16 protein-coding genes are annotated in these 21,063 nt (G+C 63.3%); 7 read left to right on the top strand and 9 right to left on the bottom strand.

From position 1 onward, the window contains the following. The first annotated feature begins 132 nt into the window (after positions 1 to 132). From AC1DFC_RS26725 to AC1DFC_RS26715, 3 genes are all read left to right on the top strand, one after another. A complete protein-coding gene (locus AC1DFC_RS26725; protein WP_478180324.1) occupies positions 133 to 1,806 on the top strand; it encodes a hypothetical protein in 1,674 nt (557 codons plus the stop codon). Next, positions 1,803 to 4,463, top strand: coding sequence for a DUF2726 domain-containing protein (locus AC1DFC_RS26720; RefSeq protein WP_478180323.1), 2,661 nt, complete (start codon positions 1,803 to 1,805; stop codon positions 4,461 to 4,463). Before AC1DFC_RS26725 ends, AC1DFC_RS26720 begins: the two co-directional genes overlap by 4 nt. Positions 4,464 to 4,541: 78 nt before the next feature. After that, complete coding sequence (locus tag AC1DFC_RS26715) at positions 4,542 to 5,204, top strand: 8-oxoguanine DNA glycosylase OGG fold protein (RefSeq protein ID WP_097201188.1); 663 nt, start codon at positions 4,542 to 4,544, stop codon at positions 5,202 to 5,204. A gap of 26 nt (positions 5,205 to 5,230) precedes the next feature. On the opposite strand, the gene AC1DFC_RS26710 is transcribed toward AC1DFC_RS26715, so the two are convergent. Continuing rightward, positions 5,231 to 5,401, bottom strand: a complete 171-nt coding sequence (locus AC1DFC_RS26710) for a hypothetical protein (RefSeq protein ID WP_179830573.1) — start codon at positions 5,399 to 5,401, stop codon at positions 5,231 to 5,233. Positions 5,402 to 6,384: 983 nt separating this feature from the next. Between AC1DFC_RS26710 and AC1DFC_RS26705 the strand changes: the two genes are divergently transcribed. Beyond that, on the top strand, positions 6,385 to 8,631 hold the full coding sequence (locus AC1DFC_RS26705) for an AAA family ATPase (RefSeq protein ID WP_478180322.1): 2,247 nt from the start codon (positions 6,385 to 6,387) through the stop codon (positions 8,629 to 8,631). A gap of 398 nt (positions 8,632 to 9,029) precedes the next feature. Here the strand turns inward: AC1DFC_RS26705 and AC1DFC_RS26700 are convergent, their stop codons facing one another. Continuing rightward, complete coding sequence (locus AC1DFC_RS26700) at positions 9,030 to 9,836, bottom strand: enoyl-CoA hydratase/isomerase family protein (protein WP_478180321.1); 807 nt, start codon at positions 9,834 to 9,836, stop codon at positions 9,030 to 9,032. Between the two features lie 306 nt (positions 9,837 to 10,142). Here AC1DFC_RS26700 and AC1DFC_RS26695 point away from each other — a divergent pair, with 306 nt between their 5' ends. From AC1DFC_RS26695 to AC1DFC_RS26685, 3 genes are read left to right on the top strand one after another with little or no spacing between them, the layout of a single operon-like run. Next, a complete protein-coding gene (locus AC1DFC_RS26695; protein ID WP_478180320.1) occupies positions 10,143 to 11,411 on the top strand; it encodes a CaiB/BaiF CoA transferase family protein in 1,269 nt (422 codons plus the stop codon). A gap of 29 nt (positions 11,412 to 11,440) precedes the next feature. Then, the gene (locus AC1DFC_RS26690) at positions 11,441 to 12,424 is read left to right on the top strand and encodes a Bug family tripartite tricarboxylate transporter substrate binding protein (protein ID WP_478180319.1); all 984 of its coding nucleotides are present in this window, start codon (positions 11,441 to 11,443) and stop codon (positions 12,422 to 12,424) included. A gap of 47 nt (positions 12,425 to 12,471) precedes the next feature. Continuing rightward, positions 12,472 to 13,077 (top strand): glutathione S-transferase family protein, encoded by a 606-nt coding sequence (locus tag AC1DFC_RS26685; RefSeq protein ID WP_478180318.1) that lies wholly within the window; start codon positions 12,472 to 12,474, stop codon positions 13,075 to 13,077. Positions 13,078 to 13,111: 34 nt separating this feature from the next. On the opposite strand, the gene AC1DFC_RS26680 is transcribed toward AC1DFC_RS26685, so the two are convergent. The 7 genes from AC1DFC_RS26680 to AC1DFC_RS26650 all read right to left on the bottom strand — a co-directional run bounded on the left by AC1DFC_RS26680 (position 13,112) and on the right by AC1DFC_RS26650 (position 21,031). Further along, entirely contained in the window at positions 13,112 to 13,948 is an 837-nt protein-coding gene (locus AC1DFC_RS26680; RefSeq protein WP_478180317.1) for an amidohydrolase family protein, read from the bottom strand. Then, a complete protein-coding gene (locus AC1DFC_RS26675; protein ID WP_478180316.1) occupies positions 13,948 to 14,520 on the bottom strand; it encodes a carboxymuconolactone decarboxylase family protein in 573 nt (190 codons plus the stop codon). Before AC1DFC_RS26675 ends, AC1DFC_RS26680 begins: the two co-directional genes overlap by 1 nt. Before the next feature lie 231 nt (positions 14,521 to 14,751). Further along, positions 14,752 to 15,729, bottom strand: a complete 978-nt coding sequence (locus AC1DFC_RS26670) for a LysR family transcriptional regulator (protein ID WP_478180315.1) — start codon at positions 15,727 to 15,729, stop codon at positions 14,752 to 14,754. Between the two features lie 49 nt (positions 15,730 to 15,778). Beyond that, entirely contained in the window at positions 15,779 to 16,660 is an 882-nt protein-coding gene (locus tag AC1DFC_RS26665) for an alpha/beta fold hydrolase (RefSeq protein ID WP_478180314.1), read from the bottom strand. Further along, positions 16,657 to 17,898: a serine hydrolase domain-containing protein gene (locus tag AC1DFC_RS26660; RefSeq protein WP_478180313.1), complete on the bottom strand. Its 1,242-nt coding sequence runs from the start codon at positions 17,896 to 17,898 to the stop codon at positions 16,657 to 16,659. Before AC1DFC_RS26660 ends, AC1DFC_RS26665 begins: the two co-directional genes overlap by 4 nt. A 293-nt stretch (positions 17,899 to 18,191) precedes the next feature. Beyond that, complete coding sequence (locus tag AC1DFC_RS26655; RefSeq protein WP_478180312.1) at positions 18,192 to 19,541, bottom strand: amidohydrolase; 1,350 nt, start codon at positions 19,539 to 19,541, stop codon at positions 18,192 to 18,194. Positions 19,542 to 19,585: 44 nt separating this feature from the next. Beyond that, a complete protein-coding gene (locus tag AC1DFC_RS26650) occupies positions 19,586 to 21,031 on the bottom strand; it encodes an aldehyde dehydrogenase family protein (RefSeq protein ID WP_478180311.1) in 1,446 nt (481 codons plus the stop codon). Positions 21,032 to 21,063: the final 32 nt, after the last annotated feature.

Raw genomic sequence — 21,063 nt, 5'->3', positions numbered from 1 at the left:
GTGCACGCACCGGACCACCTCCGGCACGGCAAAGCCAGTATGTTTGCGAGACCTCATTCCCCGGCTCAATGACCTCCACGTGGAGAGCCGGACAACGCGTGCCGTCCCTCGATGCTCTCTAGGAGTTCATCCATGGCAGCCACAGCTGCGCCGTTGGCGCAACCCACTTCCCCCCAAAACCCGCAGGCCGCCGCCGTAGCCCTCTGGACCTTCGTCCACCTCAAGGTCCCGCGCTTCACCTCTGAAGTCGCGCTCAAGGTGGTCGAAGGTCTGCAACTCAAGCCCGACGAGGACCCCAAAGTGCTGGCTAAGCGGCTGCGCAAGGCCTTGAGTGATGCCGGCATCTCGCTCAAACACACAGCTGCGCTGGACGCCGCGTCCCGCATCCTTGGTCGCTCGAGCTGGCATGTCCACAGTCGGGAGCCCGCGGTGCGGAAGCTCAAGCTCACCGTGGCGGTCCAGGCGCCGGAGGAGCAGTTTTCGAGCTGGCACGAACTCGCGCCAAGGCTGGCCGAATGGCTTGAGGCTTGGTATCAGGTCAAGCCTACCAAGGTGTTCGAAGTCCGTTTCGGACGCGACTTCATCTTGTTCTGTGTGCCGCAGCCGAAGAAGGACAGCCAGGTGGGCGAGACTGAGATGGTGCCCGCGCTCGCCATCAACCCTATCGGTGAGAGCATTGGCTGGCTGACCGAGGCACCGGCTGCCTTTGAGATGGTCCGTCGGCGGCTGGAAGAAACCGAGAAGGCGATCTTGGACGGGGTGGCCACGCTCCAGATTTGCGGGCGATACGGGCCTGAAATTCTGGCAAAGCTGCCGGCTGTGCCCCAGCCGGTCACCCCGGACGACACCTGCAATTCCGAACTGGTTCTCCTTAGGGAGGACAACGAGTTGATGCCGGGCGATGGGTTTGAAATCGCTCGCGGCGATGAGATGACGTGCTGGGCCCAGTTCGAGCTGGCCGTCAAAGAAGAGGCGAAGGGTCAGGCGCTGGATATTTCGCTGGAGGATGGAGCCTGGCGCGTGGGCAAGGGCCGCTACGTGTGGCAGATGACGACCTTGCACCCCGAGGACTATGTTCCTGGCCAAGCCCACTCGATGCTCACCGAGGCCGAGTCCGAAAAACTTCTGCGGCGCTATCGCCTGGCGAAACGCATCCTTGGCGGAAGAGTCAAGTACCACCACGTCACGAAGCAGCTGAATTACCTGAGCGGCCCGGACGACACCTACCGCGTCGACCTCCATCGGGTCTTCCACGCACTGAATGACGCCGGCCATGACTGGGACTCGTTCTGCGCCGAAACCGGCCTGGAGCAAGACAAGGTCCCCGAGGTGAAAGTGGGCTTCGTTATGGCGCTGGCCGAACACCTCAAGCTCAAGGACCCCAACAAGCTCTTTGCTTCGCCGCCTCGAACGAAGCTGGTCAAGGCCGTCGACGACACCCTCATTCGCTCGCTGATGCCGCGCGTGGACTTCGTGCGCTACCGAACGCCACGTGACTTGACTCCCCACCAGGTCGAGGGCATTCGCGATGCCATCGAGGACTTCAGCGCCTCCATCCGGCTCCAAAAAATGCAGCAACTCGGGCAGCTCATCGACCCCAACGACCCGCTGCCGTACCTCTGCTATGCCGGTGACGGCGAAGAGTTGCGGCTGAAGCTCGAGGCGCTGGGCTTGGAGATGTACGTCGGCGTGATGCCGCACCTCATTTCCACCGAAGGCATCATCGAAAAGCTGCCCGGCATGTGGTCGTTCGCCTTTGGGCACGCCATCTATCTGGACATTGAGAGCATCGAGGAGGGAGCATGAGCAAGAAGTCAAAGGAGAAGCAGGCAACGACCGCAGTCGCGGCCGCGGCCCATGTCGTCGCCAACGAGCCGGATGTACGGCCGGCACTGCGGTTGACCGAAATGCAGGCATCCGCGCGGGCGCACGTTGACAACAAGGCATGGGCTGAAATTCTTGCTCTAGGTCGTTTGCCTTTGACAGCCATTCACGAGGATGACCGCAAATCGGCCGAGGTATGGCAACTACGGGCCAAGATTTTCGGCCTTTATCCGCCCGGCGTTCGATCCCACTACGAACTGGCAACGGACGCACGCGAGGAGCTTGAGCGCGCACTCGAGCAGTTGGCATCCCGCGTTGACGCGCTGCACACGCTGCCCGAGTTTGAGCTCTACCTCGACACCCAAGGCTGGTCGATTGACGGCTGCGCGCAAGCACTACGTCGACTGTCACGAGCCTGCATGGAGGTGACGAATGTCGATTGGATACGAAAACTTCGCGGGCGCGCACTGAGGTTGCTTCGGGCCCAGGAGAGCCTGGGCGAGGAGCTTTCAGCCACTGACCAGCAGATCCTGGCGACTCTTCCGGACCTTACCTTGGTGCTCAGCGAAGCCTATGCTGCGGCAGAGCATGGCGAAGCACTCGATGAAGATGGTTATGCACTCGTCAATGTGCTGCGACTTGACCTCGACTTGACGATGGCGGACCCGTGGGACTACGCACGGGTTGGTGATGCGCTTCTCCGGCTTCCGAGCCCTAGCGAGAGCGCCCTCGTCACCTCGGCGAAGGATGAATCATCGGGACACGTTCAACTACAGTTGACACCCCGAGCCTGGGCATTCATGTGGATGCTCGAACACACTTCAGGAGTTGGTTTCGCCGAACTGCTGCAGCGCTTCCCTGAACCCCTCGCCTGCGATGCCTGTGAAGGACTGCGCCGTGTGCTTTGTGCCCTGTCAGCCGTCCCCGCCGACGTGGACAAGCATTTGTCGCTCGCCGTGCGTGCCTTGATGCGATTCGCAAGTGCCGACGCGCATTGGTTTGGCGAGCAGTTGACGATGGCTCTGGGCGAAGGAGTGCGCGAAATTTACGTTGGACAAGCGGGTCTGCACATGGCGTCAGTCGGCGACCTTCTGCTGCGGCTGTACGAGTATTCGCCTGAGGACTTCTCACGGCGAGCCGAGCTCGAAAGCCTCTATCGAATTTTCACAGCCAGTAGTCAGTATTCCCCGTTGGAGGACGAGGACCACGGCGACCAGGACATGCCGGGCCTCGCCTGGTTGTGCGAACAGAGCATCCCATTTCAGTTTGCAGCAGCAAACGTCATTCAAGGAGTGGCGGGTCGGATGCGATTGCTGCTCGACGCCATGCGCCGCACGACAAGTGCCGGGGTGCCACCGCCGCAGAGCTACTACCCAGGGGACCTCGACGACGAGGACCTCAACGAGCCCGAAGCCGGACCGCTACTCGACGCGCTGGAGCAGCTTGCAACGGTACGCAGTCAAATGGATGAGAAAACCCGGCACATGTGGCGCGAGGTCGCGGAAGACATCTTCAACGCATTGTCCAAGCTTGGTGACAAAGTACGAGCCCAGTTACTGCTCCTCGCACGTAAGTTCAGCGATGACCTTCTTGAGAAGGGGCATGCATTTCGCCTGGCTTACCTCGAACAGGTCGCGGGCGACCCCGGTGATGCACTGCACTACTATCTCATTGACTTCGACACTGCAGAGAACGTCCCCGACGCCGGTGTGAAGAACGCTAAGTTGCTTTGGGCGCGGTCCGATGACCTGGATCAAGTGCAGCAGTTCGTCGACAAGCTCCAAGAAAAGGTGAAGACCTCAAGCCGCACCGACGTGGTTCAGCAGCTCCTGACGGATGCGAAGGCGCGACTTGCAAGCTTGAACAAGCGCAACCAGTTCGAGCGGACGGCCGTGAGCCGCTGGCCATCGCTGACCGCACCTGCACGAAAGCTGCTCAGCGTGTTCGCCAGCATCAAAAGCTACAACGGACTGGCCGAGGTGGCCGAGTACGCCGGCATGGACCTAACGTGGGCTGGACGGCACTACGACAAGCTGGTCGAACTCGGGATGCTCTTGGTCACGGAAAAGACCTTCCGCATCAATCCGCACATCGCGCCACTGCTTGAACGCGAGTCCCAGCATGCGGTGCTCGGCAGGATTGTTCGCTCTCAGGGCACCAGTGCGGTCAAGCAGGTGTTCAATAGCCAGCGCGAGTTCACCATCTACCAAGTACTAGTGCAGCTGTGCCCAAATCATCTCGTGTTTCCGAACTGCTCACTACAGAGCGTTATGAGCTACGAGCGCATGAAGGAGCTGGTAAACGAGGACGACTTTGGCTACTACCTGCGAGCGAGTGTAGACATCGTCGTCGTGTCTTCGACTACATACCTGCCCATGTTGGCCATCGAAGTCGATTCGGTCTGGCACGACACGGAGCGCCAGCAGCGCAATGATGGAAAGAAGGACCGGCTGTTCGCGGCAGCCGGCATTCCGTTCATGCGCCTTCGGCCAGTCGGCAGCCCGTCCGAGAACACTATCCGTGCCCAGGTAGCTGAGCATGTTGACGAGTTGGTACGGAGCTTGCGCGCCGATCTTCCTGGGTACGACCAAGCGCGTGGGTTGCTGCAGGACCTGTCGGGTGTTGGACTACTACGCTGAGAAAGGTCCACGGCCATTGGGGCTGATTCGTTGATAACTGAAGCTTGAACGTGAAAGATATAAGGAGACCGTCAGCCCATGATCGCCGCCGAGCACGACAACCTCATCCGGACGCTCAACGTTGATGAACACCGCACGGTCATTCACTACGCGCCCTGGGTACAGACCTTCAAAGGCGCATCGCACTTGCTGGAGATGATCGACGCCATCAAGGACGGCCTTGGCGACAGCTGGACGCGGTCGGACCTGACCAAATACTACGCCAGAGCGGATGTCGCCAGTGAGCAGAAGTTCGTCGCAGCCATGGTGTGGGGCCACGAGGCGGCGGCCGAAGGGCGACGGGACAACCGCGGTCCATGGAAGGTCGCTACGATGTTCAAGGATGCGGTGATGCTGAAGGAGACCCTTAGGGGCATGGATGTCGCAAGCGACCTGGGCATCGAAGCCGCGTACAAGCGGTTCAAGGACATCCCCCGCTGCGGGACCAGCTTCCTGACGAAGCACCTCTATTTCCTCGGGAAGGCCGACGGCGGGCATCGCTATCCGCTCATCTTCGACAACCGGGTCGCCGCCGGTCTTCTCAAGCTGCAGGTCACCAATCCATTGGTCTTCGACATGGTCGACGTCGGCGTGGCGCGCACGCCGCGCGCCTATCTTGCCTACCTCCGGCTAGCCAGACAGGTAGCGGACCGTGCCCAATGCGAGATGGACCAAGTGGAGTATTTCCTCTTCACCCACTAGAAAGGGCTGCATCATGGGCGCGGTCCTTAACCGATGGTGAAAGTGAAGCGATCGTCGGACGTCTCATGCGCCTGGTGGCCACTCATCGCGGTAAGGGCCAATCGTGCTGACAACTGCACCGAGTCTGAAGCGGCCATGTTGGACAGCAAGATATTCGCCCACTTGAGGCCGACATCCTTCAGCCAGTCAACGGGCATAGGCTGACTGTCCTCAGCTATCGACAATGTGGCTTATGAGGAACTCGTTCCCATCTCGCCTTCTTGCGCGTAGGTGCAACCGCGCCTGTACGCTTTGCGGCGCAAGCGGACTATCGGTGGCGGAGACTAGACTTCTGAGTTCGGCCAGGAGCCGCCGCTCACCGACGACCGCTTTCGGATTGCCGATCGATAGCATCGTTGCCCACCCATCCCTTCCAGGTTGAAGAACTAATGGCTGACTCGACGCTTCGGACTCTAGCCGAGTCTCAGAATTTCGTACTCGCGCACAGCTACGAGTCAGTGTTCGTCATCGATAAGCGCGATGGTAAGAAGCGAGATTCTGGAGATCACTATGGCGATCCGGTCGCGGGACTTATAACGCCCGACGAGCGATGGTTTGTGAGCGTTGGAGAAGGCGTCCAGTGCCTCTGTTCCGATGGTCGACTTGTGACGTTCTTCCACCGGGGCCGCCCACCTTCGGACGGGGTGCCCGCCAAGGTCGCATCTTCAGTGAGTGCAGTCCATCTGGCTTCTGACCATACCCTGCGGATCACTGTCGACTCGAACAGCGATGAGACGTCCGAGTGGTTGATCAACCTCGATGCAGAGGCTGTAACGAGAGTGAACTGACGCTTCGCCACGCGAAGACGCGATCTTGATGCGGACGGCAGCTTTCGGGCCGTGAGATGCCGTATCCAAAAGTCTGCTCAGGGCCCTGTGCCGTCGTACACCAAGCTATTGCGGATGTCCACTCAGCGGGGCGGAAGCAGTCATTCATTTGCCGTTCTGCCAGCTCGCGGATGGCGCCACGAATAGGATTTCGATTCAACTGCGCACTACCTAGTCACCGTCGGATTCTGGCGCCCGCTTGATGCTCGATGCCTCGTGCTCATCCCATGTTCATGGGAGATCACTCGTAAACCCCCGCTCTGCAACAGAAGCGGAGGTACACACTCCAACGCTCATTGGAACGAGGCCATAGAGTGCTCAAGAGCATTAAGAGGATCAAGGGACTGGGGGTGTTTGGCGACTACGCTCTGCCCGCGGGGACGGCCGAATTCAACGTCAAGAACATTGTCTACGGATGGAACTACTCGGGGAAGACGACTCTCTCGCGTGTGTTCTCCCACTTGGAGCGTGGCGACTACTCGCCAGATCTTGGCGGCTACAACTTCGTCTTAGACACGGACACCGGGCAAGTCAGTGAGGGCAATGCAAAGACCTGCGGACACATCGTGCGTGTCTTCAATTCGGATTTCGTCCATGAGAACCTGAACTTCGGTGGCTCTATGGCGCGCCCCATCCTGCTTCTGGGGACCGAGTCCGAGGAGGCCCAAAAAAAGATCGCCGAATTGACCGACTTGCGGAAGCGAATCATCCAAGCCTCCGCAAAGCAGGAGAACAAAGCGGCCGCGGCCGAGAAGGCCTTGGGCGAGTTTAAGAAGAAAGCGGCTGCTACCACCAAAGACGCCCTACAGCTCACCGAGCTCTACACAGCAACCCAGCTCGAGAAGGATCTGACCACCGTCGCGATCGGCGTGGATTGCAAGCTGACCGACGAGCAGCTCGAAGCGGACACGAAGCTTGCTCGCACGTCGGAACAAGACGCGTTGCCGCCGATTGACAAGCTGGGCGCCGAGAGCTTGCTGCCCGGCGTCTGGAACGACGCCCAGAAGCTACTTGCGCAGAATCCAGAGATGGCGCACGCGATCAGATACCTCACGCAAAACACCGTGGTCGCGCGCTGGATCGAGATCGGGCTTCCATTGCACGAGCACAAGGAGAATTGCGAATTCTGCGGAAATTCTCTGAGCGTAGAGCGGTTGCAGGAGCTTCGCGAGCATTTTTCAAAGGATCAGGCGGACTTCAAGGACAAGCTCGAAACGCTCCTCAGGCGCGTTTCCCAAGCGCGGCTGGCATTCGCTCCAGCGAGCGCGCTGACGGTAAATGCGCAGTTCCGAGATCGCTACACTGCAGCCGCCGACGCTGCGCAGGCGGCAGGCGAAGCGCACGACAAGCTTTTAGCCAAGTTGGAAGAGGAGGTGCAAGAGAAGATCGCGGCGCCCTTCGCCGCCCGAGAGCTTGCGCCCCTCGACGAGACTGCAGTGGGTTCCTGGATTAAAGCGGGGGCAGTGTTGGACGAGGTGATCGGCGAGCACAACCAAGTGGCTCAGCACTTCAAGCAGGAGAAGCGCGAGGCGATCAAGCGTGCCAAGCTCCACCACGCTCAGGCCTTTTATGAGCTTGAGGATCTGGACGGGCGCGCGGAGAAACAAAAGCGATATGGCGCGCGCGTGCAGAAGCTGAAAGCGTATGGCGACTCGGTCGAAAAGCAAAGGCTCGACCTGGAAGCCACGATCAGCCAATCGCAAAAAGGCCGCGAGGAAATCAACCAGCGCATCGAGAACCTCCTTGGCTCGGACAGCGTGCAGATCAAGGTGCTGAAGATCGCGGGCGAGGAGCGATTCCAACTGGTGCGACGTGATGGCAGCATCGCGAAGCACCTAAGCGAAGGCGAGAAGACGGCCATCGCCTTCTCATTCTTCCTCACGAAGCTCAAAGAACTCAAGGACTTCGACAAGGCGATCGTCTACATCGACGATCCCATCTCCAGCCTTGACAGCAATCACATCTTCCAGGTCGCCGCAATCATTCGCGAGATCTTCTTTGAGCAGGCAGGAGGTCCGGGGGGAGAGTGGAAGACGAAGTGCAATCAGGTCTTCTTCTCCACGCACAACTTCGAATTCTTTGGGCTTCTTCGCGAGCTGCCAGTGAATGCGAAAAAGACCTCGAACTACTTGATCAAGCGAGTCTCGCCAACTGCGTCGACCTTCGGAAACATGCCAGCGTCGATGGCCAAGTATTCCTCGGAGTATCACTTCCTCTTCTCGGTGCTAGATGAGTTCCGGAACGCCGCGGACAAGTCCGATTACAAGGCGCTCATGCACATCCCCAACGCGGTGCGCCGCTTCGTGGAACTCTACACCTACGCAAAATATCCTGATTCGATCAATGGGACAGTGGATCAACGCGCAGAGAAGCTTTTTGGAGCGGCAAAATCCAAGCGCATTCTGAAAGTTCTGCACTACTTCTCCCACGCCAACAACATCGAGCGCATCGCCTCGAACACCGACTTGATCTGCGACATCGAGGCCGCGGTGGAGGATCTAATCTCGCTTATCGAAGTGCAAGACCCGTTGCACTACGAAGCGCTCAGAGCTGCCCTTTGACTCCCTTTCCTGGCTAAAGCCGTACAATTTTTTCGCCAGTCAACGGAGCGAGACTTACACGGTGACGTCAGGCCCGCTTTCAGTCTGAATCAGTCAGATGGCAAGACATCCACCCGCTTTGGGCTGATACCTTGCGTCCATCCAACGAGCGTGGTCTGACCTTTCTCAGCTATCGACAATGGTGGTTATGAGGAACTGAGCTACTCAGAGCTGTTCTCGCCAATGAGCGGTCGGCATGGCGAGCCAGGGAATGCGACCAGGTTGCAGCCCTCGTCCACCGAACTAGCGGAAGAAAGACCACCATATTTTTCTCGTGGCCAGCCGAGTGGAAGCACTTCATGAAAAGCGGGCATGGCAGCCGGCGGCTCGTTCCGAAACGCCGGTGTATGCAAAGAGGATCAGCGGCCGATGAAAACAGGGGCCCGCTTTTCGCGAAAGGCGGCTTGCGCTTCCTTGGCGTCGGCAGTTTGGCCGATCTGCGCGGTCATGTCCTGTTCGTAGCGGTAACCGTCGCGCAGGGACGCGCCCATGTCTTCCAGCGTGTTGAGCGTGTGCTTGCCCATGCGGGTGGACACCGGACTCTTGGCGGCGATGGTGCGCGCCATTTCCAGCGCAGCTGGCATCAACTCGTCATGGGGCGTGCAAGCCTCAACCACGCCAGTGCGGTACAACTCGTCGGCCGGAACGCGCCAGCCGGTCAACATCATGCGCCGCACGCGGGAATGGCCGAACAGGCGCATCGCGTGGCTGCAGCCGCCAAGCAGGCCCACGTCCACCTCGGGCAGACCTAGGCTCGCGCGTTCGGAGGCGATCAGCACGTCGCTGGACGCCACCATGGCCAGCCCCGAACCCAGCGCGGCACCGTTGATGGCGGCCACCACCGGCTTCGCGCATTCGCGGATGGCGTGGAAACACTCGCGGGTGCGGCGCGAATGCGCACGCAGATCGCCTGGCTCCTTGATAACCTCAGCGCGGCCCTTCAGGTCGGCACCAGCGCAGAAAATCTTGCCCGCGCCGGTCAACACCACCACCCTTAGCTCGTCGAGTTCGGAGATACGGTCCAGCGCCCAAATCAGTTCATCGTTGAGGCGTCGGGTGAGTGCGTTGACCGGTGGGCTATTCAGGGTCAGTACGGCAATGTGCCGGTCCACGATGTGTACCTGGAGTTCTGCGAGAGAGGCGAATGATTCTTGCATGGTGGGCATCGGATGGATATGGAGAGAAAAGAGGCCGCAAAAATTACCGGTCGCCAACCTCTTGCGGCGCCAAGGGCGTTGTGCCGGTGTCGATACGGCCAGATGACTCTAGCGCTGGCCGCCCTCGCCCGGTAGGCGTCAGAAAGCAAAGCTGCTATGTGGGTGCTGCGTTGTGCTCCGGGCAACATGTCTGCATTGCCGCCGGAGCACCTAGGTCGGCCCACTTCGAGTGCCTACAGTCTGCCGCAGGCCCGCACCACGACTCACAGCAGCGCGGTGTGGGCGTCCACCCGATACGAGCAGCCTGGAGACAGCATGAGCGCAGCTTCCGCCGCGGAAAGCACAGCCACTTCCACATCCAACCGCAGCGGTCCGTTGTCGCACCTGCGGGTGCTGGACCTCAGCCGCATCCTCGCGGCGCCCTGGGCCGGGCAGATCCTGGCCGACCTGGGCGCCGAGGTCATCAAGGTCGAGCGCCCCGGCACCGGCGACGACACCCGTTCCTGGGGGCCGCCGTTCCTGAAGGACGCCAGTGGCCAGGACACCTGCGAGGCCGGCTACTACCTGGCGGTCAACCGCGGCAAGCGCTCCATCACCGTCAGCATCGACACACCCGAAGGCCAGCAGATCGTGCGCGACATGGCAGCGCAGGCAGACATCGTGCTGGAGAACTACAAGGCCGGCACACTGGAGCGCTATGGCTTGGACCAGGCCAGCCTGCGCAAGATCAACCCGCGTCTGATCTATTGCTCGGTCACCGGCTTCGGCCAGACCGGCCCGCGCCGTGACCAACCCGCTTACGACTTCCTGATCCAGGCCATGGGTGGCCTGATGAGCGTCACCGGCGAGCGGGACGGCCGCCCTGGCGGCGGCCCGCAGAAGGTGGGTGTGCCCATCGTGGACCTCATGACCGGCATGTACACCGCGGTGTCGGTGTTGGCGGCGGTGGCACGGCGCGACCAGACCGGCACTGGCGACACCATCGACATCGGCATGCTCGACGTGCAGGTGTCCACGTTGGCCAACCAGGCGATGAATTTCCTGGTCTCGGGCAAGACGCCTCAGCGCAATGGCAACGCTCATCCCAACATCCAGCCACAGGACGTGTTCGCCTGCGCCGACGGCGACATGATCCTGGTGGTGGGCAACGACGGCCAGTTCGCCAAGCTGGCCGACGTGCTGGGCCACGGCGAATGGGTGCAGGACGAGCGCTTTCGCACCAACGCCCAGCGCGTGCGTAACATTAGCGAACTGTCGGCCCTGTTGCGCGAGGCTTTCTGTGCGCGCCGGCGCGCCGACGTCATCGCCGCACTGGACGCGGCCGGCGTGCCCAGCGGCGCCATCAACAGCGTGTCCGAGGTCTTCGACGAGCCGCAGGTGCAGGCTCGCGGCATGCTCATGAAACTGCCGCACCCGGCCGGCGTGGACGTGCCGCAGGTGGCCAGCCCGATGCGCTTTGCCGATGCCCCCATCCAATACCGCCGCCCGCCGCCGCTGCTGGGCGAGCACTCGCACGAGGTGCTGCGCGAACTGGGCTACGACGACGAACGCATTGCGGCCTTGCGCAGTGCGGGCGTGATCTGAAGTTGCCGCCGCAGAAAAAAAGAACTGGCATGCAACGCAAGACCTTCCTGTCCAGCCTGATGCTGGCTTCACTGACTCTGACCAGCGCCCATGCCGGTGACGGCCCAGGCGGTTACCCGGACAAGCCGGTGCGCCTGATCGTGCCCTTCCTGGCTGGCGGTGCCACCGACCTCATGGCTCGCGGCATGGCACAGAAGCTGTCCGAGGCCATCGGCCAGCCTGTGATGATCGACAACCGCGCGGGTGCAGGTGGCAGCATCGGCGCCGAGGCCGCCGCCGCCGCCCCCAAAGACGGCTACACCCTTCTGTACTCGACGATGGGCGTGCTCACCATCAACCCCAGCCTCTACCGTAACCTGAAGTACGAGCCAGCCAGCAGCTTCAGCCCGGTCGCACTGACCCACGTCACCTCCAACCTGCTGGTGGTCCATCCGCAAATGGGGATGAAGTCGATCGCCGAACTCGTGGCGCTGGCGCGCAGCAAGCCGGGCATGCTGAGCTTCAGTTCCGCGGGCAACGGCACCAGCAGCCACCTGTCGGGCGAACTGTTCATGTCGATCGCCAAGGTCGACCTGCTGCATGTTCCCTACAAAGGCACGGCCGCCGGGCTGCCGGACCTGCTGTCCGGCCGCATCCAGATGACCTTTGACACCGCGTCCAACTTCGTCGATCACATCCAGGCTGGCAAACTGCGGCCCCTGGCCGTCACCTCGCGCAACCGCCTGAGTGCGATGCCCGAGGTGCCCGCCATGGCCGAGACTCCGGGCTTCGCCGACTACGACGTGTCGCTGTGGCTGGGCGTGCTGGCGCCGGCCGGCACCCCGCCCGAGATCGTGCGCTACCTCAACAGACATCTGGTCAAGGTGATGCGCGAACCGACCATGGAGGCCTCGCTCAAGCCGCTGGGCATTCAGCCGTTGCATAGCACTCCAGAAGAGTTCGCCAAGCTCATCGAGCAGGATCGGCGCAAGTGGGCGGCCGTGGTGAAAGCCGCCAACGTGCAGGTCGAATAGATTGAACAGGTCCGACAAGTCGAATGCGCTCAGAAAATACACACACCATGAAACTCCACTGGTCCCCAAAGTCGCCGTTCGTCCGCAAGGTCATGGTCTGCGCCCATGAGTTGGGCATCGCCGGCCAGCTCACGCTGGTTCGCTCGGTGGCGGCCATGCTCAAACCCAATCCTCAACTCATGGCGGACAACCCTTTGTCCAAGATTCCGACGCTGATGCTGGATGACGGCCGCACGTTGTTCGACTCGGTCGTCATCTGCGAGTACCTCGACCACTTGGCCGGCGGTAGCCTTTTTCCGCGCGAAGGCGACGCACGCTGGCGGGCGCTGCGCTGGCATGCGCTGGGCAACGGCCTGCTGGATGTGCTGATCCTTTGGCGCAACGAGCGTGAGCGCGAGGTGCCATTGAGCGCACTGCAGGACGCCTTCGCGCTCAAGACCGAGGCCAGCCTGATGCTGCTGGAGCAGGAAGTTGAGATGCTTGCCCAGGCCCCGCTGTCCATTGGCCACATCGCTATCGGTTGCGCGCTGGGCTACATCGACTACCGGTTCGCAAGCCTGGAATGGCGCAGCCGCGCGCCCCAGTTGGGTCACTGGTTCGCCGAACTTTCGAAGCGGCCATCCTTCGTGGCGACCGAGGTGGTAGAGGGCTGAGTCTTCCCCCTCGGGTGTCGGTCCGACAGCCCCATCAGGCGTAGAGCCGCGCCGGGTTGTCCTGCAGGATAGCCCGGCCGATGGCCACATCGCTCACCGACTCGTGCAGCAGCTGCAGCAAGTCGCTGCCGCTCGGTGGCTCCTTCACGTTGAGGTAAGGCCAGTCGCTGCCCCACACCAGCTGGCGCGGGTTGGCCTGCTGCAGAGCTTGCTGGAAAGGCGACAGTACCTCCGCCCAACGCGCGCGGTCGGGTATAGCCAGCAGGTTGCGGTAGGCGCACAGCTTCACCCACACCCGGCCTTCGGCCAGCAGATCGAGCAGGCAGCGAAAGCCCGGCTCGTCCAGGCCGGCGCCGGCATCGAAGCCGGCCATGTGGTCGATGACCACCGGCACTGGCAGCGCGCGGATCTGGGCGGCGATGCCCGGCAGCACATGGCGGTCGGTCCACAGTTCGGCGTGCAGGCCGGCGTCGGCCATTTCGCCGGCCATGGCCTGCAATTCCTCGAAGACGACACTGCCGCCGAAGTTGCTGGCCGCGCCACCGCGCGCGCTGAAGCGCAAGGCGCGCACGCCACGTTCATGCAGTCCGGAGAGCGAAGGCAGGGTGTGAGATCGGGTGACCAGCACGCCACGCAAATTCGGTTGCGCGGCCAGGGTGTCCAGCACCAGCCGGTGGTCCACACCATAGGCGCTGGGATGCACCAACAAGCCGTGGGTCAGGCCCAGCGTGGCAAGGTGCGCGCCGTACGCGGGCAGGGGCGCTTCGGACGGGGTGTAGGCGCGTTCGACCGCCAGCGGGTAGCGGTCGTAAGGGCCGAAGACGTGGGCGTGGCAGTCCCAGCCGCCGCCGGTGTCGATGGCTTCACCCATCACTTCAATTCCTCCTGCTGCGGTAGCTTGAACGCCGGTTCCGCGCCGGGCGGGAACGGGATCTCGTGCGCGTTGAGCGTCATAGCGACCATGGTGTAGTAGCCCACCAGGGCCGTGAGTTCCACCACGCCTTTTTCGCCCAGCGCCTGCACCGCGGCGGCATGGGTGGCGTCGCTGACCGAGTACGAGCGATTGAGCTCCAACGCATAGCGATAGATGGCCTGGTCGGAGGCGTCCAACCCGCGCGGCGGGCGTTGCGCCAGCAGGTCGTCCAGCGTGTCTTCCGACAGCCCGGCCTTGGCGCCTTCGGGCCGGTGGGCGAACCATTCAAAAGGCGAACGGCAGTGCCGGCCGGTCACCAGGATGGCCAGTTCCGACTGGCGCGGTGTCATCGAGGTGCCGTAGCGCAGCAGGGCGCCCAACGCTTGCCAGCGGTCGGCCAGCTCGGCGTTGTGCAGCGCGGCGCGCAGCGGCCCCTTGATCTCCCCGCGCGGGCCGGAGACCACCTTCTGGTGGACTGCCAGTTGCTCGGGCGTCATGGTCTCGGGGGTGGGCAGGGAAATGCGTGGCATGGGTCTTTCTCAGTGAGATGGGTCGGCTCAGGCGCCGCGGTAGGCCGGCTGGCGTTTTTCCAGGAAGACGTTCATGCCCTCCGTCTGGTCGGCGCTGTCGAACAGGCGCTCGTTCAGGCTCGCCGGTTGCGGGCTGCACTACTCTAGGCCGCGCCCCGATAAGCCGCTAGCGAGCGCCGCGCAAAGCTGGCTTGCATGCCGGGACATGGAAGCGCCGCACGCTGGGCGGCATCAGGCCATGGCGGCGTCCTGCGCGGTGGAATGCCACATGCCGCGGCGCCCCAACTCGTCGACGATGGTGCAGATCGCCGCGGCCACCACCTGCACCGCGCGTGCTGGCCCCTTGCTCTTGGACATCGCCATGGTGATGCTGCGTTGCAGGCGCGCATCGGCAATCTTGGCGGCCTGCAGCCGGCCCTCCTCGATCTCGTTCCACACCGCATGCAGCGGCAGCACCGAGTACAAATGCTCCTGCTCAGCCAGGGACTTGAACAGCGGCAGCGAATCGGCCTCGATCACAGGCACGACGGCCAGCTTGTCCTGGCGTGCCACGGCATCGAGCGCATTACGCAGGCCGTTGGGCGCGCTGGGCAGGATGTAGGGCAGCCCGGCCAAGGCCGACACCGGAATGTCACCGCCGCCCGTGAGCGCATCGCCAGCCGGGCCGACCAGGTAGCTGTCCACCGTCGCCAGCTTCTGCTCGTGCTCGGGCAGTGTGGCGTAGCGGTACAGGATGGCCAGATCCACGCGCGCATCGGTCAGCCATTCCTCGACCTGGCCGCTGGAGCCCTCCAGGATCTTCAGCCGCACCGCCGGGTGGTGCTCACGCATGTGCGAGAACAGCCGCCCGACCAGCGCCGACGAGATGGAAGGCAGCAGCCCCAAGGTGACACGGCCGGCTGGTTGCTGCAGGTTGCTGCGAATGTCGGTCTCGAGCTGCTGCGCGCCCTGCAGCAGCTCACGCACTTGTTCCAGGATGCGGGTGCCGGTTTCCGACAGCTCCACGCCGCGGCCGGTGCGCGTGAACAGGCGGCAGCCGCACTGGCGTTCCAGGGCGTTGATCTGTCGGCTCAGCAGCGACTGGTTGCTGTCCAGGTAAAGCGCCGCACGGGTCAGGCTGCCCAGCTCGGCGATCGCCAGGAACGAGCGCCAGATCGTCAGGTCGCTGGCCAGGGCGAGTCGTATGTCTGTGGCTTTTGCTGTCTGCATGCATGTCTCCTGCAGCCGGATTATCCGGGTGCGACGCCTGCGCACGCGTTCAAGGCGCAAGCCCGCCCGCCCATCGTGCGATGGCCACCGCCACCGCTTGCGGCTGCTCCGGCACCATCGCATGGCTGGCCCCGGCGATGACCTCCACTGTCACCTTGCTGCCCAGAGCAGCCTTCAGCTCGTCTCGGCTGGACGGCGGCCGCCACGGATCGCTGCCGCCCAGCAGGTCCAGGATGGGGGAATGACTGACCGGCCACCACTGATCCTTGGGTGGACTCGTCATCGCGTCGCGGTATGTGGCAAGGAGTTCGGGATACCAGCCCTCCAGCCACGGCGTGGGGTCGCTTCCAGGTGCGAAAAAGGCATGACGCAGCGCGGCCAGCCGCGCCTCGCGGGGTTGCCTGGGATTGCCCGCAACAATCAAGGACGCCTGCACGCCCGGAGGAATGGTTCGCGCGGCGGACGCAAGCACTACCACGCCGCGAACCAGCTCCGGATAGCGAAGGTCAGTCACACGCGCCACGAAATGGCCATAGGCATGCCCCGCAATCACCGCGCGCCCGCCGCCCAGGCGTCGCACGACGAGCGCCACGTCGGCCGCGAAGGTGTCCAGCGTGATCCCCTCCAGCGGACCGCGGCTCGCGCCCATCCCGCGCGGTTGCGGGCGCAGCACCTTGAATCCCTTGGAGGCAAGCAACCGTGCCAGTTCGTCGTAGTCCTCCGAGTCGCGTTGCTGCGAAGGCAACAGCACAATCGTCGGCCCGGCTCCTTCCACGATCACATCCAACTGCACGTTGCCATCGCGCACCAGCTCGCGCCGGCGCGCAGCCGTCTCGCCGGGTCGGAGCGCGCAGGCAGGCAGCACCGCGATGGTGCCCAGCGCCGCCAGCCAAGCTCGGCGGTCGTGCCGAATCCCTTGTCGCCTGATCATTGGCGGCCTGCCTTGGACACCGAAGCCGCAATGGCTTCGAAGAAAGCGGTGCGCTCGGCGCCGAGCTTGTCGTCGACGGCGCCGACCCAGTAGCCGGCCACCGCGATCACCGTACGTGTCGCGGGCTGCACGTAGATGGCCTGACCGTTGACACCGATGGCGCCATAGCCCTTGTCGCCCATGGTCCACCAGAAGTAGCCGTAGCCGGGCTGCTCGTTCAGTCGCGAGGTCGATTCCTTCATCCATGCGGCAGGGATCAGTTGCGCGCCCTGCGCCCGGCCGTCGTCCAGCGCGACCTGCCCGATGCGCGCCCAGTCGCGCAGGCTGGCCGCCATGCCGGCGCCGTAGAACGGGCGCTGCGCCTGGCCTGGCCCCTGGTTCACCCAATAGGCGCCAGCCTCGGCACCCATCGGATGCCACAGGCGCGTGGCCATGTAGGATGTCAGCGGCATGCCGACCGCGCGTTCGAGCAACCAGCCGACCAGGTTGGCGTCGAGCGTCGAGTAGTTGAAGCGCGTGCCGGGCGGCAGCAGCGGCTTGGCCCTGAAGGCATAGTCCTCGTAGTAGACCTTGGCCTCGTTGAGCGATTGATCACGGTGCCGGTCAAGCTCGCTGCCGGGCGTGTAGATTTCCTTCCAGTCGGTGCCAGCTCGCATCATCAGCAGGTTGCGCACGGTGACCGTGTCGTAGCCCGTTCCCTTGAGTTCCGGCAGGTACTGGACGATGAGGTCGTTGACGCTCTTGATGCGCCCTTCCTGGATTGCGATGCCGATCAGCATCGCAATCACCGACTTGGACATCGAGTAGCCGATGAAGGGCGTGGCCGGCCCGCTGCCGTTGCGGTAAGTTTCCTTCACGATCTTGCCGTCCTGCATCACCACGATCGCGTTCATGCGGTGCCGCTCCAGGAAGGCGTCGAAGTTCTCGGTGGTACCGCCCGTGGTCAAGCGGAAGTCGGCACTGGACCATGGTGCGCGGCCGGCGATCGGTGACGGCCGGGGCGACGCCGTCAGTCGCGAGACACCGAACAGCTGATCCATGTGCTGGTAGGTCAGGTAGTTCAACGTTGGCTCCGACTTGGCGCGTCGCAGGGCCAGTAGCGTGGGTGAGGGCGTGCCCTCCACGTGCGGCAGCTCGGCCGCGGACGGCGGCGCTGTGGCGCAACCGGCCATCAGCACGCAACTCAGAAGCATGCCCAGCCCGGTGCGGACGGTGGCGATCGAAGGTCGAATGGTCATCTTTGTCTCCGTGAAATGGGTTTTTCTGATTCGACGCGCGCCTGGGGCTCGGGAAGGTTGAATGCCGCTCCTGCGTCATGGCGCTTTTCTTGATTTCGGGCCCCTGGCCACGCGTCTCTTCAGAAACATCGAGACTAAGAATCCCGACGCGCTGGTGCTAGTGCCGCGTGAATCAGACCTGCTATGCCGCTTCAGCCAGACCGGCAAATGCCTCAAGGCGTCGAACACGGGCATGCGCTGCGCGCCCAGCCGGCGACAGCCATTCCCAGTCACGCTACCCAGGGGCTACAGGCTCAGTGCCGGTTCAAATAGTCGATGGCCAAGGCGGACAAGGACCGCACCCCAACCGCCATCGCGTCCTCGTTGAAATCGAACTTCGGCGAATGATTGGGTGACACCGTTTCCGGCGACTTGCCTTGCGGCGTGGCGCCGAGAAGAAAGAACATGCCCGGCACCAGCCGCTGGTACTCGGAGAAATCTTCCGATGCGCTCCGCTTGGCCACGACCGAAACTTTGTTGCCCGTCATCCGGTTGAGAACCGGCAGGGACGCCTCTGTCAGGGCCGCATCGTTGGTCGTCACGGAATAGTTGAGCGGGCCAAAGTCGACCCTGGCCTTGGCGCCCGCAGACTCAGCGATCAGATTGGCGGTTCGGGCAATGCGTTGCTTGGCATCGTTCCTCATCGGCTCATCGAAGGTTCGCAGGGTCCCGAGCAGCTTGACGGATTCCGGAACGATGTTCGAGCGGTTGCCGCCCGTGATTGCGCCGATGCTGATCACCGCAGGCTCCTGGCTGATGTTGAGCTGCCTGCTAACGATGGTCTGCAGGCCCAGAACGATCTGCGACGACACCACGATCGGGTCCACGCCATTCCACGGCGAGGCACCGTGGGCCTGCTTTCCCTCGACGTGGATGTGGATCTCGTCGGCGCCGGCCATCAGCGGGCCGCTTCGGTAGCCGATGCTTCCACTCGGCAGGCCAGGGTTGATATGCAGGCCGAAGATCGCGTCGACGCGCGGGTTCTGAAGCACGCCCTGCTCGATCATGGCTTTGGCGCCCCAGCTCGCGCCCGCCTTCGCCGCGTCGCTGTCGGGAACGCCTTCCTCTGCCGGCTGGAAGATGAACTTCACGGTGCCCTTGAGTTGGGGCTTCATCTGAGTCAGCAATTCGGCCACGCCCATCAGGATGGCTGTGTGGCCGTCGTGGCCGCAGGCATGCATCACCGGCGTCGGCTTGCCCATGTAGTTCGCCACCAACCGCGAGGCGAACGACAGGCCGGTTTCCTCAACCACCGGCAGCGCGTCCATGTCGGCGCGCAGCGCCACGACCTTGCCTGGCAACGCACCCTTGAGAAGGCCGACCACGCCATGCCCACCCACGCCCGTGGTCACTTCCAGTCCGAGCGAGCGCAGATGCTCGGCGACTTTCCGCGCAGTTCGCTCCTCCTGGCCCGACAGTTCGGGATGCCGATGAAAATCGCGGCGCCATTCGACGAGCCGAGGCTGCAGGCCGGCGCTGCGCTTCTCGATGCTCGCGAGATCAACCGGGGCAGGCGATGTCGTCGAGGCCTGCGCTTGCAGACTTGCGACGCTGAGCGCGGCGCTGGCCAGGACGACGAGCAACGGGCGGGTTTGTCTCTTCATGGTTGTATTTCCTTCTTCTCCAACGAATCCAATTTCGCCCGGTCTCAAGGCGCATCACTGTGGATGCTGTGGTATTCGACGTACTCGGCCATGCCGACTTCCGAGCTTTCGCGCCCGATGCCGCTTTGCTTGATGCCACCGAAAGGCGCGTGCCGCTGGCCGACGCGCGACGCGCCCGCCTGGTTGATGAAAGTCATGCCCGCTTCCAGCTGGCGCGCGATCCCAAGCGCCCGCGTGCGACTGGCCGACCAGACGCTGGAACCCAGGCCCAGCTCGCTGTCGTTGGCCATCTGCACGGCCTGCGCTTCGTCCTGGTAGGCAATGACCGGCAGCACCGGGCCGAACTGCTCCACGGCCACGATTTCCGACTGCGGCGCCGCGCGGCGCACGAGCGCCGGGCGCAGGTAATAGCCTTCGTGCGAGGCCTGCGGGTCGAGCAACTCGCCGAGTTCGACGATGTCCGCGCCCTCTGCGCGGGCCCGCGCCACGAGGCCCTTCACGAAGGTCCACTGCGCGCGGTTGTTCATCGGCCCCATGGTGCTGCGTGGGTCCAGCGGGTGCCCGATCCTGAATTTGTTGACCTCGGCGGACAGCCGGTCGAAGAAGCGGTCGTAGATGGATTCGGGCACGTACACGCGCTTGACCGCGAAACAGAACTGTCCGGCCCGACGGAAAGCGCCGGCGGCGATGCGGGTCACTGCGTGCTCGATGTCCACGTCATCGAGCACGATGGCCGGGTCGTTGCCGCCCAGTTCGAACTGCACGTCCTTCATCGACGCCGCAGCGTCGCGCATGATGATGCCGGCCACCTTGCCGCCGCCGGTGAAGGACACCTTGCGCACCAGCGGGTGCGTGGTCAACGCAGCGCCGGCGTCGGCGCCGCCGTGCAGTACGTTGATGACACCTGGCGGGAACAGCGCGGCCATCTTCGCGAGCAACACAGCCAGCCCCAGGGCAGCGGTGGGCGCGGGCTTGATGACCAGGGTGTTGCCGCAGGCCAGCGCAGGCGCCAGCTTGCGCATGGTCAGGATGACCGGCGCGTTCCAAGAGACGATGCCCGCCACCACACCGAAGGAGCGCTTCTCGACACTGACCCAGCCGTGCGCATCCGCGAACTGGCGCGGCTGCAGGAAATCGACCGCCATGTCCGCGTTGTCACGCACCACGTGGGCCGCCGTACCGACCTCGGTCTGGCAGGTGGCCATAAGCATGCCCGACTCCAGCGCCATCAACTCGGCGATCTTCGGCGCTTCTTCGTCCAGCACGGCCGCGGCGGCGCGCAGCAGCGCGACGCGCTCGGCAACCGGCGTGCCGGCCCATCCGGGCAGCGCCACATGGGCCGCATGCACCGCTTCGTCCACCTGCACCACGCTGGCCTGCGCCACGCGGCCGACCCGGTCCTCGGTGCGGCCTGGGTCCCGGACTTCGACATAGGACGCACCGGGAGTCTCCCGGTTGTTGATCAGCAGCTCGACGCTCAATGTGTTCATGGACGGGTTCAGAAAAGCGGGATGACGTGGAG

The sequence above is a fragment of the Variovorax sp. 10L421 genome (assembly GCF_056395365.1).
The sequence above is the reverse complement of the archived record's forward strand: the minus strand, read 5'-3'. Positions and strand labels throughout refer to the sequence as shown.

Coding starts and splice junctions, on each gene's coding strand:
- AC1DFC_RS26725 (WP_478180324.1), top strand. CDS start 133: ATGGCAGCCACAGCTGCGCCGTTGGCGCAACCCACTTCCCCCCAAAAC.
- AC1DFC_RS26720 (WP_478180323.1), top strand. CDS start 1,803: ATGAGCAAGAAGTCAAAGGAGAAGCAGGCAACGACCGCAGTCGCGGCC.
- AC1DFC_RS26715 (WP_097201188.1), top strand. CDS start 4,542: ATGATCGCCGCCGAGCACGACAACCTCATCCGGACGCTCAACGTTGAT.
- AC1DFC_RS26710 (WP_179830573.1), bottom strand. CDS start 5,401: ATGCCCGTTGACTGGCTGAAGGATGTCGGCCTCAAGTGGGCGAATATC.
- AC1DFC_RS26700 (WP_478180321.1), bottom strand. CDS start 9,836: ATGCCCACCATGCAAGAATCATTCGCCTCTCTCGCAGAACTCCAGGTA.
- AC1DFC_RS26695 (WP_478180320.1), top strand. CDS start 10,143: ATGAGCGCAGCTTCCGCCGCGGAAAGCACAGCCACTTCCACATCCAAC.
- AC1DFC_RS26690 (WP_478180319.1), top strand. CDS start 11,441: ATGCAACGCAAGACCTTCCTGTCCAGCCTGATGCTGGCTTCACTGACT.
- AC1DFC_RS26685 (WP_478180318.1), top strand. CDS start 12,472: ATGAAACTCCACTGGTCCCCAAAGTCGCCGTTCGTCCGCAAGGTCATG.
- AC1DFC_RS26680 (WP_478180317.1), bottom strand. CDS start 13,948: ATGGGTGAAGCCATCGACACCGGCGGCGGCTGGGACTGCCACGCCCAC.
- AC1DFC_RS26675 (WP_478180316.1), bottom strand. CDS start 14,520: ATGCCACGCATTTCCCTGCCCACCCCCGAGACCATGACGCCCGAGCAA.
- AC1DFC_RS26670 (WP_478180315.1), bottom strand. CDS start 15,729: ATGCAGACAGCAAAAGCCACAGACATACGACTCGCCCTGGCCAGCGAC.
- AC1DFC_RS26665 (WP_478180314.1), bottom strand. CDS start 16,660: ATGATCAGGCGACAAGGGATTCGGCACGACCGCCGAGCTTGGCTGGCG.
- AC1DFC_RS26660 (WP_478180313.1), bottom strand. CDS start 17,898: ATGACCATTCGACCTTCGATCGCCACCGTCCGCACCGGGCTGGGCATG.
- AC1DFC_RS26655 (WP_478180312.1), bottom strand. CDS start 19,541: ATGAAGAGACAAACCCGCCCGTTGCTCGTCGTCCTGGCCAGCGCCGCG.
- AC1DFC_RS26650 (WP_478180311.1), bottom strand. CDS start 21,031: ATGAACACATTGAGCGTCGAGCTGCTGATCAACAACCGGGAGACTCCC.